A 16,207-nucleotide genomic window follows, 5' to 3' on the forward strand; every position below is an offset into this window, starting at 1 on the left:
CACGCAGTAGTTTGCGCTTTTTTCGCCCACCGAGAAACGTTTCTTCAACGATAATGGCAATGAAACAGAGAATAAAAAGAAAAAATATTACACCCAGCGCCGTTTCCCTCACACTGTGCTCCTTTATAACGGGCACTCGCCCGTGAATAGCCTATCAGTCTTTGGCATCTTCCAGCTGCAGTTCCTTGATTGCCATCTCCCGCAGCTTGAATTTCTGAATCTTGCCACTGGCTGTCATGGGATAGCTGTCGACGAACTTGACATACTTGGGGATTTTATAGTTGGCAATCCGGCCTTTGCAAAAATCCTTCACCTCATCCTCAGTCATGATCTCACCCTTCTTGAGAATGACCGCCGCCATGACCTGTTCGCCAAATTTGCGGTCAGGCACACCGTATATCTGCACGTCGGAGATCTTCGGATGGGTGTAGAGATACTCTTCGATCTCCTTGGGATAGATGTTTTCGCCGCCACGGATGATCATCTGTTTGATCCGTCCGGTAATCTTGCAATAGCCGCTCTCATCCATTACCGCCAGATCACCGGTATGCAGCCAGCCGTCGTTGTCGATGACTTTGGCCGTCTCCTCCGGCATCTTGTAATAACCTTTCATGACCATATAGCCCCGGGCACACAGCTCCCCCTGCTTTCCAGGCGGCAGAGTTGCACCGGTTTCTATATCGACAATCTTTACCTCGGCACCGGGAAGCGCCCTTCCCACTGTGGCGACCCGCAATTCGACGGGATCATCGGTGCGGCTTTGGGTGATACCGGGAGAAGATTCAGTCTGGCCGAAAACAATGGTGATGTCTCTCATGTTCATGTCCTTGACAACCCGTTTCATGACCTCGATCGGGCAGACGGACCCAGCCATGATGCCGGTACGAAGGGTCGAGAGGTCGAACTTGCTGAAGTCCGGATGCTCCAATTCGGCAATAAACATGGTGGGAACACCATGAACCGCCGTACAGCGCTCCTTCTCAATGGTCTGCAGCACCTTCAGCGGATCGAAGAGTTCCACTGGCACCATTGTCGTGCCATGGGTGACGCTGGCCATAACTGCCAGAACAGAGCCGAAGCAGTGGAAAAACGGTACAGGAATGCAAAGACGGTCCAGTTCTGTAAATTTCATGCACTCGCCGATGTTGAAACCGTTGTTGACCAGATTGTGATGAGTCAGCATAACTCCCTTGGGAAAGCCGGTTGTGCCTGAAGTATACTGCATGTTTATGGTGTCATGGATATCCAGTGTCGACTCTACAGCAGCGAGTTCAGCGTCGCTGATATCCTTCCCGCTTTCCACAAGGCTATGGAAATTAAGCATGCCGGAAGGGGTCCCTTCACCAATATAAACAAGGTTTTTCAGGAAAGGAAGTTTGGGCGTATGGATGCGTCCATTATCGGCTGTAGCCAATTCGGGCACCACTTCCCCCAGGGTTGCCACATAATCCGTATCTTTCCACGATTTGACCAGGAACAGCGTAGTTGAATCGGACTGATCGAGAAGATATTCAAGTTCTGCCGATTTGTAAGCGGTGTTAACCGTAACCAGGACAGCACCAATCTTGGCCGTGGCAAATTGGAGAATTACCCATTCCGGGACGTTGTAGGCCCAGATGGCCACATTCTCTCCCTTCCGGATGCCGAGTTTCAAAAGCCCCTTGGCCACCTGGCGGCAGACTTCATTGAACTGCCGATAGCTGTAGCGCAAGCCCAGCTCAGGGTAAACCAAGGCATCATTATCAGGATAGGTGGCGGCGATGTGGTCCAGTAAACCACCAATGGTAAAATCAAGCTGGGTCGACATAATATCCTCCTGTTTAACCATATCAAACACAAGTTTAACCAATTTAACTTATTGATTTAAAAAGGGATTTACCACTTATCACAGCATTTATGACAAGTCAAGAAGTTTAAGGCAATAAAATTATCAAGATTTGCTGCCGCTTTCTTCGGCATTCTGTTACAGACACTATTTATCATTACCCTTTTTCTCCCAATTCACATATTATCAACAGGTGTTATCAACAGCGTTTGTGGAACAACACCGTCAGCAATAGCTAGTTTCCATACGGAAACTTCGGATGAGAAACTAGTGGTTTCCGATTCGGAAAGAGGGGATTTTTTGTTCTGGCAAGGAAATCAAGGGCTTGCGCGGAGACGTACATCGGTACGTCGCACAAGTAAGCCCGCAGATTGACGCCGCCAGGGCAGAAAAGAACCCTTTCCGGATGGAAACTAGCTAGTGTCCGGTGCGGTTAGCTCACCGCAAGAATTCTGAGGGATTTTGGTTCCTGGCAAGGCGCGGCGACGCAGGCCTGGCAGGGCCTGAACCAAGGAGACGCAACGCAGCCAGGGGCCCAAAGAGCCAGAATTGTAAGGAATGAATTAACCGATCGGGACACAAGTGAGGGGACTATGAAAACGATCCTTGTTATAGAGGATGAGCGGGATCTGGCAGAATTGATAGCCTTCAACCTGGAAAAGGAAGGTTTCCGCTGCCTGCGGGAAGCCGATGGGACCTCGGGACTCGAAACGGCACGCAGTGAATTACCGGATCTGATACTACTCGATCTGATGCTGCCTGGTCTCATGGGCACCGAAATCTGCAAGATACTTAAGAAAAATGAAAAAACCGCCACCATTCCCATCATGATGCTGACAGCGCGCGGTGAAGAGATCGACAGGGTTGTTGGGTTCGAGGTGGGAGCCGACGACTATATCGTCAAGCCGTTCTCTATCAGGGAGCTGCTTCTGCGGATCAGAGCAGTTCTGCGGCGTGCCGCTCCCGCCGCACCAGCCTGCAAACTGGTCATAGGTCCGGTGCATATGGATACCGAACGTCACCAGGTTCTCATTGAAAATGAAGAAATTACCCTTACCACAACCGAATTCAAGCTGCTCCTCAACCTGGTCGAACGCCGCGGCCGGGTGCAGAGCAGAGAAACGCTGCTCCAGGATGTCTGGGGGTATAACTACGTGGGTGACACACGGACCGTGGACACCCACGTGACAAGGCTAAGGACTAAACTGGGGCAGGCAGGGGAAATGATCAAGACCATCAGGGGCTTCGGTTATAAGATGGAGGAGCAATGAGAGCAAGCTTCCGCCTGAAACTGATGCTCTCCTATCTCTGTCTGGTTCTGCTCATGGGGGCAATCATTTATGCATATCTCAACAATGCCCTGGAAAGATACGTGCTGGCGGAAATCAGAAACAACCTGATCAGCGAAACAAAGCTGGCTGCCCTAATAGCCGACAAGTCCGGAGAAAACCTGCACCGGGATGCACCGGCCATTGCTGCAGCTGTCGGCAAAGAGATCAAGGCCAGGGTAACCATCATCTCCAGCGACGGTCAGGTAGTCGGTGATTCCGAACTCAGCCCTGTTCAGCTCAAAGACCTGGAAAATCACCTTTATCGACCGGAAGTACAGGCATCGCTGAAAGATGGCACCGGTACCGCCATTCGTTATTCATCGACCCTGCAGATGCCCATGCTATATGTTGCCCGCCCCTTGGCCCTTAAAAACGGGGAAACGGCTACCTTAAGACTCGCACTGCCCTTGGCCCAGCTCCAGAAAGCGCGTTCCCACATGCACCTGATGCTGGGCATTGCTTTATTCCTGGCAGTCCTGGCAGTCCTCTTTTTCAGTTACGTCATGTCCAACATTACATCACGCTCCCTGCGCACCATATCCGCCATCGCAGCCAGAATCGGCAAGGGAGAATACGGTCTCAGGGTTCCCAGGGAAAGCAGCGATGAGGTGGGAGAACTGGCCGTGGTGATGAATGACATGTCGGAGAGGATCGAGGCCCAGTTGTCAAGCATTATGGCAGAAAGAAACAGGCTTGACACTATTCTTCGCGGCATGGGCGAGGGGCTGATGGTGACAGACGCCCAAGGCATTATTACTCTGGTCAATCCGGCCTTCCGCAAGGTGTTTTCCGTCGATGAAGATGTTGAAGGCAGACCTCTGATCGAGGTGAGCAGGCAACCGGCCCTCCATGCCGCCTACAGAAAGATCATGGCCGATGGTATCGAACGGCAGGAAGAGATGAGCCTGAACGGAGAAAAGGACGGCAATATCCTGACCCACTGGGTGCCGCTCATTGACGGCAACAGACTTACTGGGGTAGTGGCGGTTTTTCACGACATATCCGACCTGAAGAGGCTGGCCGCTACCCGTCGGGATTTTGTGGCCAACGTCTCCCATGAGCTGAGAACCCCGGTCTCCGTCATCCAGGGGTATGCAGAAACCCTCCTGGCTGGTGCTCTGGAAAGTGACCCCGACCGGGCACGTAGGTTCATTCAAGTAATCCATAATCATGCGGAGCGACTATCAGCCCTTATCGCCGACCTGTTGACCCTGTCCGAACTTGAGTCCGGCAAGGTCCTTCTTGAACCTCACCCCCTGAATCTCCGGTCGGCAGTAAAGCAGGCAATGTCCCTTCTCAGTCAGAGGGCAACTGACAAGGGAATAACCCTGGATACAGGGAATATCGAGGCAAGCCGATTTGTCCTTGCCGACAAGGGGAAGCTGGATCAGGTACTGGTCAACCTGCTGGATAATGCGATCAAATACACCCCTGGCAATGGCAAGGTAACAGTCACTGCCGAGGATGAGGCAGAAATGCTGAAAATATCCGTGACTGACACCGGCCTGGGTATTCCAGCCAAAGACCTGCCCCGGATCTTTGAACGTTTTTACCGTGTCGATGAAGCGCGAAGCCGTGACAAGGGGGGAACCGGTCTCGGACTTTCCATAGTAAAGCACATTGTACAGTCTCACGGCGGCATGATCTCGGTAAAAAGCATTCCGGGAGAGGGGTCGACCTTTTCATTCACCCTGAAGAAAGGCGGAAAATAAAAAAGGACCGGCTTGTTATGCCTGGTCCTTTTTATGCCTTTTTTACAGGTGACGCCAATCCGTTGTCAGCTCAACATCTCCCGAACCTTATCCACCATGTTGCGAGCTATGAAAGGCTTGCGGATGAATCCGTCGGCTCCGGAATCGGTTACCAGGCGGGCCAGTTCATCTGCCGGCTTCGATGAGAGCAAAAGGATCGGAATACTTTTGGTCTGGGGATTGTCCTTTAGCATTTTTGCCTTTTTGTCCCCGTCGAGGATAGGCAACATCACATCGAGAATAATCAAATCCGGTTTTCTCTCGGAGTGAATGTATTTATCCGCCGCCTTTGCATTGGGTGCAGTGATAACCGTGAAACCACCCTCTTCAAGGGCATCGCTGGCCATGGCCACCACGATCTCGCTGTCATCCACGACCAGGACCGTCTTCTTTTTCATCACTTTCCTCCACCCTTCCTTGTTACATTGCAAACGTTATTTTATTAACGCTACAGGAACTCCTCAAAGTAGTCAAGGTCCTTGTGAAACGTCTCCTTCAGACACCACATGATAGCATTAGGTTTTTTTCAAGGACAAGGTTGTTTTTCAGATGATCCACAACACAGGTGTGAATCTGATTTCTCTTGACCCGCCGTTCCCCTCCCATTAGACTCTGCCCATGGCAAACCAGAACCAGTGGCAGATATTGCGGGAAGAAATAAGGAGGCAGTACGAGCTGTTCGACAGCCTGACCCTGCGTTGCATCGAGGAGTACAGCAATTCCGGCAAACGTATCCATTGCGGGAAAGGATGCTGCGAATGTTGCAATCTGGCCGTGAACAGCACCTATAGCGAAGCGCTCTGTGTGGCGGAAATCCTGACGGAAGCACAGACCGCACTGATTAAAGCCCACGCCGACAAGCTTCTGAAGCACATCGCGGAAGTGTCGGACCTGAAATCTTACCTGGGCATGCAGCGCAAAATTATCGGCTTCTGCCCGCTGCTCACCGACAACAGGGCCTGCGGCGTCTATGGGCAAAGACCTTTTTCATGCCGCTCATTACTCTCAACCCTGGATAATGCCTGGTGCGCTACTGACTTTGCCCTGCTCTCCCCAGCCGAAAAAACGGCCTTTATGGAGAGTCTTGACCGGCAGGCGGTCGCCTTTCCCATGCACTACCTGGCAGCAAGCCGGGACCTGGGACAGCAGTTTGAATCCCGGTCGGCATTGGCCCTGGCGGCCACCTTCGGTTTCACCCTGTCCGGCAACCTTCCCTTTCTCATCTATCTGGAAAAGGAATATGGACTCGGCAGCATCATGTGCCATGGCTACAGCGTCACCATGGACTTTCTGCGCCAGGCCGGCCTTTTCAACCCCTTCCTGGTCACAGTGGAAAAGATCTAACAGGTTGTAGAAAAACGTGATGGGTCGCCCGGGATGCAAGGCTCAAGTGAAGGAGGGAGCGAATCGTACCGTGATGTACGTTATGTACGTTGAGTTTCCGAGTGAGCGGCAACACAGCAGACCGGCCCTTCAGGCCCCGCGGGTCCGCAATAGTTTTTCAACAGCCTGCTAAGGTCTATTCCTCCTCGATGGTACTTCTCGATCGTCTTGTCCCGCGCCTGCGTTCCTCTCTCTGCGTCCGGGCCGGAACTGCCACCGTTGGCGGACCGGGCGGTGCGACCTGCAACTGTGCACCCGCGCCTGGAGCAGCAGGTGCAGCTGCCGGAGCCGACGAAGGAACCGGCTGATTAGAAGGCTGATCCTTTTGCTCCGGGCCCAGGTTCAATACCTTTGCCTTCGCCTTGTATCTGGCTGGAATCTCAACCATACTGTTCGTATAGTGAGTGGTTCCCTTTGAATCCCTCCAGGCGTAAATTTCACCTTGGGCAGAGGATGCGACCAACACCAGCATAATCAGCAACTTTTTCACCATTTCCCCCTCGTCTTGATCTTCCCCATTAATAGATAAAAAAAGCCTGCTGTTCAATGTAATTTTCGCAAAAGAAAGGTTTAATGATTAAAAAGAAGAGCCGACTGGTTTTTCAGCCGGCTCTTTGCAGTTTTGGGAAACGCTTACCTGTGGAAAAGCGTCAAGAGCCACCCTTGATCATGACAGCAGTGAACGCCGCCCAGCCAAGCACCGCAATTGTTGTCACCGCACAGATAAGCGCCAGCAGATGATGGAAAGAATTCTCCCGGCGCCGTTCCCCATAGCCGAGAAGCTTTCCCAGCACAATGCCGCCAAGGATCCCGCCGCCGTGTCCCCAGTTGTTGATGCCCGGCATCACCAGCCCGAAAAGGACCAGCCCCACCACCCAACCGCTCACCTCCCGGTAAACGGCTGCGCCGTAGGTTCCACCCCGGCTTTTGCCGAAATAGAGCAAGGCTCCGATCAGACCGCAGATTGCCGCCGAGGCGCCGATGGTAAAAGGGACACCGACGATGTATGAGACCCAGAATCCACAGACACCCCCCAGGGTGTAGATGATGAACATGCGGCTGGAGCCATATTCCTGAATCACCCAGGGAGAAATCTGGCGCAGGGCCATCAGGTTGAAAAATATATGGAGGATGCCGCCGTGAAGATAGTTGGCGGAAACCAGGGACCAGAGGCGGCCAAAACGGTCGATGGGAATGGTACCGGTTGCGCCCATGAGCATCAGGCCTGTCTGGTTGGGTGACAGCATGCTGAACGGGTTCCCTGTCGGCTGGAGCCCCCCCATGAGCAGAGACAGCAGATAGAAAGCGATATTGGCAGTTATTATGGCTTTGACCAGCCAGTCCCCGTCAAGGGCGCCCCTGGTCCAGGCAGATATGCGCCACAGGCCTTTGGGTCGCGGAGTACCGCACCAGGAACAGGAGGATTCGCTGCTGCCGATCAGGCGCCGGCAGCGTGGACAAAGCATGGCTCGTTGCGACATTTCCACCTCAAAGAACTTTTTGCGCAATATAGCTGCATAAGCCCATAAGGTCAAATCTAGAGTGGCATGCTCATCTCCTCCACACACACAAGAGCCTCAAGGGCATCGACCAACCTGCTGTTAAAGGAGTCCTTCATCTCCTGCCTGATTATGTTGATGGAGATGTGGGGGGGCAGAGCCTTGCGACCGGTACGATCTATGGTCAGAGTGCAATACAGATCGCAGAGGGCACAAACCTGGGCACTGCGCGGAATAAGCGCTGCCTTGAGACCATTGGGATAGCCAGTGCCGTTATTCCGCTCGTGGTGAAAGCGGACGACGTCCAGGGAAACTTCACTGAGCCGTGTTTTCTCCTTCAGATACCGGTATCCCTCCTCCGGATGCTTCTTGAACTGAGCAATTTCAGTCTCCGTCAGCTTCCCGGACTTGTTCAGGATATCCTGGGGAACGAAGATCTTGCCGAAATCATGGAGCAGGGTGCCGATGCCCACGTCTTCCAGTTCGTCACGTGAAAGAAGATAAACCTCCGAATGGAGCAGAATTGAAAGGGCCGTCACCTGCAGGCTATGGACAAAGGTATGGTAGTTATAGGACATGACCGTTTCCAGGGAACGCAAGGCTTCTTTATCATTGGCCAGATAGAGCAGAAGATTTTCGATGAGGCGCCGGCTCCGGTCAAAATCCTCCACCTTCTCCGGATGTTGAAAAAGGTCGCCGACGAAATTGATAGAGGTCTGGTAAATGATCTTGCCTTTGGTCTTGCTGTCAAATGAATCGCTCTTCAATAACCGCTCGGCATTATTTTCCATGTAGTCGGTGAGAACCTCCAGGTCAGCCGGCCTCACATAGAGACAGGCAACGCTGTTGCCCATGAGCCTGGCGGCATCTTCCCGATCAAAATTTCGTCCATGGCTCTTATACAGCACATAGTTGTTGCCGCTTTTCAAAAACAGGGCAACATCAGGAAAAATTTCTGGTTCAATGCTCTCAATTGCTACCGGAACATAGAATTCTCCCATCCTCCCACCTCCACAGATCTTCGCCGGCTTTCTTTTCGCCATTTGCCTTACCTTATCGGCAGGAGGGGCGGGCAACTCAAGGATCTGAATATGGATTACCCCCTTTCAAGCATTGCCGGCGCCGTCACTGCTTGTCCCGGAACTCCACCACATTGCCGGCAGGAGAAAATGTTCCTTTACGCCTGTTTTCTCCACCGCTGAAGACAAGATAGCCGTACTTGCCATAATGGGTAATCTTGAGGGCATATTTTTGTGCCGCATCTTGGGAAAGGGGGAGCAAAAGGGCTGCCAGCTTGCCCACCGCCAACGGGTGCTGCGTAACGACGAAAAGCAGGTCGTAATAATCCTTGTAGCGGATGTCATCAATGGTGAATTCTTTCGGCGCGGCCTTGATGCCGGCGGGAAAATCCAGTGAGAGATGTTTTTGCTGCGGAACGCCGCAGAAAAGGAGATCGTGGTCGGCAAGGCGTACTTTCCCAGGGTTCTTCTCGGTTACTATCGGCGCCCGGCCCTGCCCCAGGGATTCCAGAAGGTCATGAAGTGTCCCCTCATCGGCCTGACAATTGTCGGTCACCACCAGGGCAACATCCTTTGCCCCCTTGATCAGGTTTACCGCCGGCGGAAGTTCTTCGGCCGAGAGGATGCGAAAGACGTCGGCGCCAGGGTCAAGAATGATTCTTTTGGGACGGTAGCGGACCGGCAGATTGAAAGCCGTCCGCTTTGCACTTAACACAAGAGTCCTCTGGACATTCCCCCGTTCGGTCTCGATCAGAAGCGGCAGGGTAAGCTCATAGGCTGGGGAGGCTTCCTGGACAATGGTACCGGATAGTTGCCACCCTCCCCCCTTGCGCCTGCGGGTGACCTTGTCAAAGGAGAGTGCCGGTCCGCCGAATCTGGTTAGCCACTGTCGCATGAAAGGGCCCAGGTCCTGCCCCGAGGTTTTGGAAAAGGCACGGATAAAGTCGCTCCAGGTTGCTGCTCTGAATAAAAAATCTCTGTTCAGTGTTTTAAGAGCATGAAAGAATGCCCGGTCACCGATTCTGGTTCTGACCATGTGAAACACCATCGCTCCCTTGCCATAGCCTATGGCACGGGAAGCAGGATCGACTCGACCCATGAACTTCTGCAGGGGAAAGTCCCGATCAGCTTTGACCAGGGAGGAATAATCACTCAAGAGGCGCAGACGGTAATCTCTGGCAGCGGCAGGGGATTTTTTCTCTTCCAGGAGGTAATCGGCCAGATACGTGACAAGACCTTCGGACCAGTTTCCTTCCCGGTAGTCGACCTGCACTCCGTTCCCCCACCAGCAGTGGGCGATCTCATGGGGAAAACTCGTGTCGACGATGAACGGCAAGCGGATGACGGTACTACCCATAAGCGTGTAAGACGGATAGCCGTAGCCGGTAGGGAAGAAATTCTCCACGGCAGCAAATTTGTCGAATGGGTAAGGGCCAAAAAGCTCTGTGTACATGCCGATGTATTTGACAGCCGCATCCAGATATTTTTTGCCCAGTCCGGCATTTTGCGGGTAGAGGTAGGTATAGATATCCACATGGCCCAGTTGCCGTTCCTGAACGACGTAAGGGCCGGCAGACAGGGAAAGCTCCCCAACCGGCCTGGCCTCTTCCCAGACAGAATGCGATACATTATGGGCGGTACTACGCTCAAGACGCTTGCCGGAAGTAATTGCCTCCATCCCTGCCGGGGCAAAGATCTCAGTCCTGCGATACTCCGGCAATACCTGGGGCGCCGGATACCAGCCGGCATCGCTGCCGAGGAAGACTCCGGCAGAGGTAATAGCGCCGGTCACGCCATAGGTGGGATCCTCGCTGCTTACCGGCCGTTCCGGCACCTTGGCACCATAGGCTGCATGGTAGGTTATATGCACCGTAGCCGAAGCCTTTTTCCCCCCTCCCGGGAGATCAACGGCAAGTGCGCCGCCGGAAAAGGTATAATGCACCTCTTTTCCGGCCACGGAGACCGTGTCGATGGCGGCAACAGAGGAAAGGTTCAGGAATACCCGCCCGGAAGAAGCAGCAAAGGTGACGAGACTTTCCCCCTTCAGGAGCTGCCGGTCCGGGACAAGGGTTACTTTAAGCTCCTGGCGTTCCACCGCCGGCATTCCCGCAGCAAGGACTGTAATGTGGCATGGCAAGACAAGAAGCAGACCAATGATAACTTGAATGGCAACCCTCACAGCTCCCTCCATCGCTCAGGTGGGAAAATACCTGTAAAGTATACCAAACGAACCTGCCTTTACACGCTTTGCATTACCTCTGAAAAATTATCGTATTTGGCTTTTAATTTTTATCTTTCATGCCGATAAATATGGATAAAGGCCTTGGGGTGATCTATGGGCAAAGGCAAGGAAGTAGACTACAACACGGTAAGAATACTTGAATTGTGCCGGGATGTGGAACTGCATGGTGCGGAGATCTACAGGTATTTCTCCGAGATATTCGCCAATGATCCGATGATTTCCAACCTATGGTTCAAGACATACCAGGAAGAGCTGAACCATGCCCACCAATTTGTCATGGCTATCAACATGAGAAAAGAAAACATCGTCCAGAGCGTGAAAATAGACCTCTACTCCGCACAGAACATGCTTAAGGTGATCCAGTCAATCTATGACAGTGTCAGAAAAAACAGGCCGACCATCCTCGATGCCTTTAGATCGGCCATCAAGCTGGAGGAAAAGCTGGCAGACATGCACATGCATGCCATTTCGGAATTCACGGATCAAAGCTTAAAGGCGCTGTTCAAGGCACTGATGAACGCAGACAAGGAGCATGTGGAAACGCTCCGCAATGCCTATACCAGCCTGCTGAAGGTAAACGTGTAACAGGTTGTTGAAAAACGTCGCTATGCAAGGCTCAAGCGAGCGAGGAGACGAGGCGTACCCTCTGTACGTTGAGTTTCCAAGCGAGCGGTAACGTAGCAGAGTGACCCTTTAGGCCCCGCGGGTCCGCAATAGTTTTTCAACAACCTGATAATATTGCAGCAGAGATTCCACCGCAAACGCCAAGCCCCCATAGACCAGGAACAACCATGACCTTATCTGCTTACAGGGAAGTCATCCTCTCTTCCAAAAGTGATGACGAAGCCGCAATTCTTGCCATTTTCCGCGATGTTTTCGCACGGGAACCCAACGCCCTGTTCTCTCTCCTCAACATCTACAAGGAACTTCCCATCTGCAACAACGCCACTATTTTCGACATAAAGGGAAAAAATATCGAGTTCCAGGCAACCCCTCTGCAGATAGCGGCTATCGCTAACGGTACTGAAACCATTATCCAGGCCCCGTTCTTCAATATGAGCGTTATGGGGCAGATGGTATACCTGGACCTGCCCCACCAGCTGGTTTCCCTGGGGAAATTTTCCTACGCCGAGGTCCTGATCGACAAGCGCAACACCGTCAGGGTCAAGCTGCGAATTCCCCTGAATGTCATGTTGCACGCTGACGGCAAAACGATCCCCGGGGTTGTCCGAGACATTTCCCTGGGGGGGTGCAGCCTGACTACCCTCCTTGGAGCGGACCTGGAAGCAGCGGAAGACCTGAGCCTGCATATCAAGATCTTGAATGAGGGAAAGGTGGTGGAGATAGATGTGCCTGCTAAAGTGGTGCGCGTAGGTCCCGGGCCACCCCACGATTGCGCCATGATGTTTCAGCACACATCAGAGTCGGAACGGATCCTTTCCGTTTTCATCTATCAGCGTCAACTGGAGATAATCCGGGAACTGCGGGAAAAAGCCTAGGTTTCCAAAGATGAGCAGGCCCATGATGGACATTTGTTTCATAGACCGGCTACGCTCTGGACACGGTAAAGCGAAAAATGGTTCCCTCGGCAGAGGATGTAAATCGCACCTTGCCGTTAAGGGCCCTTTCCCCCAGGTACTTCATCATAAAGGTTCCTATGCCCCGGCCATGTTTCGCCTTGGTGCTGAAATAACGCTGAAAGATCCGGCCCGAAATCTGATCGGGAATGGGCTGACTGTTCCAAACGCAGAAGGTAACATCCCCCTCACCCTCCTCCAGCCACAACCTCACCTCATCACCGTTGTCACTCCCCTCCAGAGCATTGGTAATCATATTGGATAGCACCCGCAACAACAAAGGCAGGTCAGTGGCAATCCTTCCCTCGACGGTGGATGGAAGTTGAATGTGCTTATGTATTGACATGGGATGGGAAATGAAGACGTCTCTCAGGCAATCAATCACTTCAGCTATGGCCACAGGCCTGAGTTCAGGCCGGAAAGCGCCGGTTTCAACCTGAATAAGGTTCTGCTGTATCCTCAGCTCACTTTCCAGTCGCAACGAAAGGCGGTGCACCGATTCCGCCAATGGCCCACCTGCATAACCGGAGCAGGCCAGCAATTCGCTGGCCCCCACAAGCCCGGTGGCCATGTTGCGTATATCGTGGAAAAAAATTGACTGAATTTCCGCCCAATTTTCCTGTTCGCTTATGTCCTGGAGCATGAGCACCAGAAAACATCGCCCACTGATGTAAAAGGGTGTTGCCCGGACATTCAGGCAGATGTCAGCCGTGCCGCCGTTACGCCAGACGGTTGCCACACATTTTCTCTCCTCGCCGGTCCTTCGCAAGAGGCTGACAACAATGGCTATGGCCGTACCACAACTGGCACAGGTCCTGCCGGTACCGCAACCGCCAGGGGAATCGCCGGCATGAACACAGTGGATCGCCTCTCCTGGCCGCAAACCGATCACCTCAAGAGCATCCTTCACACCCGTACCCTTTAAAAAGGTGTCATTGGCAGCGAGTATCTGCCGTGACTCGTTCAGCACCGCGAAGAGGCCACCGACCGTCTGCATCAGCCCATCGACCACAGGACTGGAGGCAATGATCGCAATATCCCTCTGTAGTTCTTCAGGGTCGGCACGTTCATATAAAGCCGCAATGTCCGAATCAGAAAGGTTAAGATAAGTGCAGAGGTAATCCATATCAGCCATTAAGCCCTCCCATAAACCCCACCTGGCTAAATACCAACTTATTAAACTAAGATAATATAGCAAACCGGTTTTTTTATCCAGAGAGAAACTGCGCGCCTTCCAAATGGAAGCCGTTGTTATCGTTTGGCCAGAGGGTAAAATTATAATAGTTTTTAATTGTTACATGATCTGTAAAATTACATGATCTGTAAAAGGGAGAATGTCCTCGGGTGAAACGGAAAGATCTTTTTATCTCATCAGCAAAAAAAAGGGGATATGCCAAACTGCTGCCGGCAGGAATCAGGGCGCGGCTGTTTTTGCTCATCATCCTCGTGCTGCTGCCCCAAGGGCTGTTTTTGACATGGATCTACAATGAACGGTATCAGACACAACGGACTCAGGCAATGAACACGGAACTGGAGGTGGCACAGGGCGTTGCCATGGCCTTTTCCGGATACGTGGAGGGAATATGGCGTGAAAATCATGCCATCGGCGAGGCGATCCGCATGTTTTCATCGCCGGTATTACCTAAGGCCAGAAAGCTCCTGACCATTACCGCCACCCAGCATGCTTCCATCCGAAGTTTCAACTGGGTGAGCCCCCAAGGGGTCATCCTTGCTTCCAGCCAGCCTGTACTCGAGGGAAAAGATCTTTCTTCTCTCCCTTATTTCATCAAAATCGTCACAGGCGCTGAATGGAGCATCAGCGATCTCACCAGCAGAGGGATAAAGGTCCAAGCACCGACCTTCGCCATTGCCACAGCTTGCCGCGATGGCCACGGCAAGCTGCATGGGATTGTCGTAGCTGTCATAGAGCCTGAGCGGCTCGGCGAGTTGACCCTCACCCAACGCCGTCTCGGCAAAGGAGCCTATGCCATCTTCGATAGCCGGGGCGTCATTGTCTACCACAGCATCTATCAAAAACTTGCCTGGGAAGATCGGGCCGGGTGGAGAAAGATGGATCCCATTTTACAAGCTGCACTGAAAACTCGAACTCCCCAGGTGGGAATAGCGGTACCGGTGCTGCGCAAGAGCGAATGGGTTTCGGCGCGAGTACCTATGCAGGATCTGGGATGGGTGGTGGGAGCAGGAAAGCCGGTTGAAGTGGTATTCGGACCGGTCCGACAAGCACTGGTCCGTGAAATAGGCTTTTCACTTCTGGCTCTGGCACTGGCTTTTCTCTCCGCATACATGGTGGCACGCACCATTGCCCTTCCACTGCAGCGTCTGGAAAAGGCGACAACAGGCATGGGAAGCTCCCCACAGGCAGCACCTGAAGATCCCCTGGCTCCCATGGAGGTCAGCCGGTTGCGCCACGTTATCATGGAAATGGCGGACAACCTGCGCGCCGGCGAAAAAAGATTTCGCCTGGCCCTGGAAAGTATTCCCGACATGATCGCCATCTGTGATCAGCAACTACGCATCCAGTATGTGAATCCCGCCACAATCAGTGCCACCGGCCTGCCCTCCTCGAAGCTGGTTGGGCGGCTGGACTCGGAAATATGGCCGGAACTGTACAAGCTGTGGCGCCCCGTTTTGGAAAAGGCGTTAGAAACGGCAAAGGTGCAGAATCTGGAATTGGAACTCCCTTCCCCGAAAGGCAGCCGTCACTTCCACGTCACCTATGTGCCCCTGATGGAAGAGGACGGTCATGTCAAGGAACTTATGGGCATCACCCATGATTATACGGTAAGGAAGCAGGCAGAAGATGAACTGAAGAGGACCCTTGAGGAATTGATCCGCTCCAACAGGGATCTTGAGCAGTTCGCCTATGTTGCGTCCCACGACCTGCAGGAACCGTTGCGGATGGTGGCAAGCTATGTCCAGTTGCTGGACAAGCGGTACAGGGGGCAGCTCGATCAAAAGGCGGACAGATATATAAATTATGCGATACAAGGGGCAAAAAGGATGCAGACCCTGATCGAGGATCTGCTCGCCTACGGACGGATCAATCGCGTTGTTGAATTTCAACAGGTGGATCTTAATTTGGTCTGTGCCGAAGCGGTAAAGGCCATGGAGACTGCCATCAGTGAGAGCGGAGGAGCTGTCCAGGCCGCGGATCTCCCGGTGGTCTGGGGAGACAAGATACAGCTGTTCATCCTGTTCCAGAATCTGATCGGCAATGCCATCAAGTATCGACGGCAGGATGTTCAGCCCCTTGTCCTAATTTCAGCACGGCAAACGGAAGATGCCTGGGTCATCTCGGTGCAGGACAACGGCATTGGCATAGAGAAACAATATTTCGACCGCATTTTTCAGATTTTCCAGCGGCTCCACGCACGGGAAGAATATCCCGGTACCGGCATCGGTCTTGCCTCATGCAGGAAAATTGTAGAGCGTCATGGCGGCCGGATCTGGGTCGAGTCCATGCCCGGCAACGGCTCAACCTTTTTTTTCACGATTCCGGACCGAATTACTAGCCCAGGGGACCGACAATACCCATAACCAGCGCCTGCCAAGAGGATGC

13 protein-coding genes are annotated in these 16,207 nt (G+C 52.9%); 6 read left to right on the forward strand and 7 right to left on the reverse strand.

The window, feature by feature from the left end; translation table 11 throughout:
• Positions 1 to 154: 154 nt before the first annotated feature.
• Positions 155 to 1,807, reverse strand: a complete 1,653-nt coding sequence (locus GEOB_RS17665; protein ID WP_012648621.1) for an AMP-binding protein — start codon at positions 1,805 to 1,807, stop codon at positions 155 to 157.
• A gap of 611 nt (positions 1,808 to 2,418) precedes the next feature.
• Here GEOB_RS17665 and GEOB_RS17670 point away from each other — a divergent pair.
• The gene (locus tag GEOB_RS17670) at positions 2,419 to 3,096 is read left to right on the forward strand and encodes a winged helix-turn-helix domain-containing protein (protein WP_012648622.1); all 678 of its coding nucleotides are present in this window, start codon (positions 2,419 to 2,421) and stop codon (positions 3,094 to 3,096) included.
• The gene (pnpS, locus tag GEOB_RS17675; protein ID WP_012648623.1) at positions 3,093 to 4,868 is read left to right on the forward strand and encodes a two-component system histidine kinase PnpS; all 1,776 of its coding nucleotides are present in this window, start codon (positions 3,093 to 3,095) and stop codon (positions 4,866 to 4,868) included. Before GEOB_RS17670 ends, pnpS begins: the two co-directional genes overlap by 4 nt.
• 65 nt (positions 4,869 to 4,933) lie before the next feature.
• Here pnpS and GEOB_RS17680 read toward each other — a convergent pair whose 3' ends face one another.
• Positions 4,934 to 5,305 carry a response regulator gene (locus GEOB_RS17680; RefSeq protein ID WP_012648624.1) on the reverse strand — a complete coding sequence of 124 codons (372 nt, stop codon included), beginning with the start codon at positions 5,303 to 5,305 and terminating at the stop codon, positions 4,934 to 4,936.
• 220 nt (positions 5,306 to 5,525) lie between these two features.
• On the opposite strand from GEOB_RS17680, the gene GEOB_RS17685 reads away from it, so the two are divergent.
• Entirely contained in the window at positions 5,526 to 6,251 is a 726-nt protein-coding gene (locus tag GEOB_RS17685) for a hypothetical protein (RefSeq protein WP_012648625.1), read from the forward strand.
• Between the two features lie 175 nt (positions 6,252 to 6,426).
• On the opposite strand, the gene GEOB_RS19515 is transcribed toward GEOB_RS17685, so the two are convergent.
• The 4 genes from GEOB_RS19515 to GEOB_RS17705 form a co-directional block, all read right to left on the reverse strand.
• Entirely contained in the window at positions 6,427 to 6,783 is a 357-nt protein-coding gene (locus tag GEOB_RS19515) for a DUF4124 domain-containing protein (RefSeq protein WP_012648626.1), read from the reverse strand.
• Positions 6,784 to 6,940: 157 nt separating this feature from the next.
• Positions 6,941 to 7,771, reverse strand: coding sequence for a rhomboid family intramembrane serine protease (locus tag GEOB_RS17695; protein WP_012648627.1), 831 nt, complete (start codon positions 7,769 to 7,771; stop codon positions 6,941 to 6,943).
• 56 nt (positions 7,772 to 7,827) lie between these two features.
• A complete protein-coding gene (locus tag GEOB_RS17700) occupies positions 7,828 to 8,790 on the reverse strand; it encodes an HD-GYP domain-containing protein (RefSeq protein ID WP_012648628.1) in 963 nt (320 codons plus the stop codon).
• Positions 8,791 to 8,914: 124 nt separating this feature from the next.
• Positions 8,915 to 10,987: a M1 family metallopeptidase gene (locus GEOB_RS17705; protein ID WP_012648629.1), complete on the reverse strand. Its 2,073-nt coding sequence runs from the start codon at positions 10,985 to 10,987 to the stop codon at positions 8,915 to 8,917.
• 156 nt (positions 10,988 to 11,143) lie between these two features.
• Between GEOB_RS17705 and GEOB_RS17710 the strand changes: the two genes are divergently transcribed.
• The gene (locus GEOB_RS17710) at positions 11,144 to 11,635 is read left to right on the forward strand and encodes a rubrerythrin (protein WP_012648630.1); all 492 of its coding nucleotides are present in this window, start codon (positions 11,144 to 11,146) and stop codon (positions 11,633 to 11,635) included.
• A 206-nt stretch (positions 11,636 to 11,841) separates the two neighbouring features.
• A complete protein-coding gene (locus tag GEOB_RS17715) occupies positions 11,842 to 12,549 on the forward strand; it encodes a PilZ domain-containing protein (protein WP_012648631.1) in 708 nt (235 codons plus the stop codon).
• 49 nt (positions 12,550 to 12,598) lie between these two features.
• Here the strand turns inward: GEOB_RS17715 and GEOB_RS17720 are convergent, their stop codons facing one another.
• The gene (locus GEOB_RS17720) at positions 12,599 to 13,762 is read right to left on the reverse strand and encodes a sensor histidine kinase (protein ID WP_012648632.1); all 1,164 of its coding nucleotides are present in this window, start codon (positions 13,760 to 13,762) and stop codon (positions 12,599 to 12,601) included.
• Positions 13,763 to 13,971: 209 nt separating this feature from the next.
• Between GEOB_RS17720 and GEOB_RS19520 the strand changes: the two genes are divergently transcribed.
• On the forward strand, positions 13,972 to 16,185 hold the full coding sequence (locus GEOB_RS19520) for a sensor histidine kinase (RefSeq protein ID WP_012648633.1): 2,214 nt from the start codon (positions 13,972 to 13,974) through the stop codon (positions 16,183 to 16,185).
• Positions 16,186 to 16,207: the final 22 nt, after the last annotated feature.

Origin of the sequence: Geotalea daltonii FRC-32, assembly GCF_000022265.1 — a bacterium.
Lineage (GTDB): Bacteria > Desulfobacterota > Desulfuromonadia > Geobacterales > Geobacteraceae > Geotalea > Geotalea daltonii.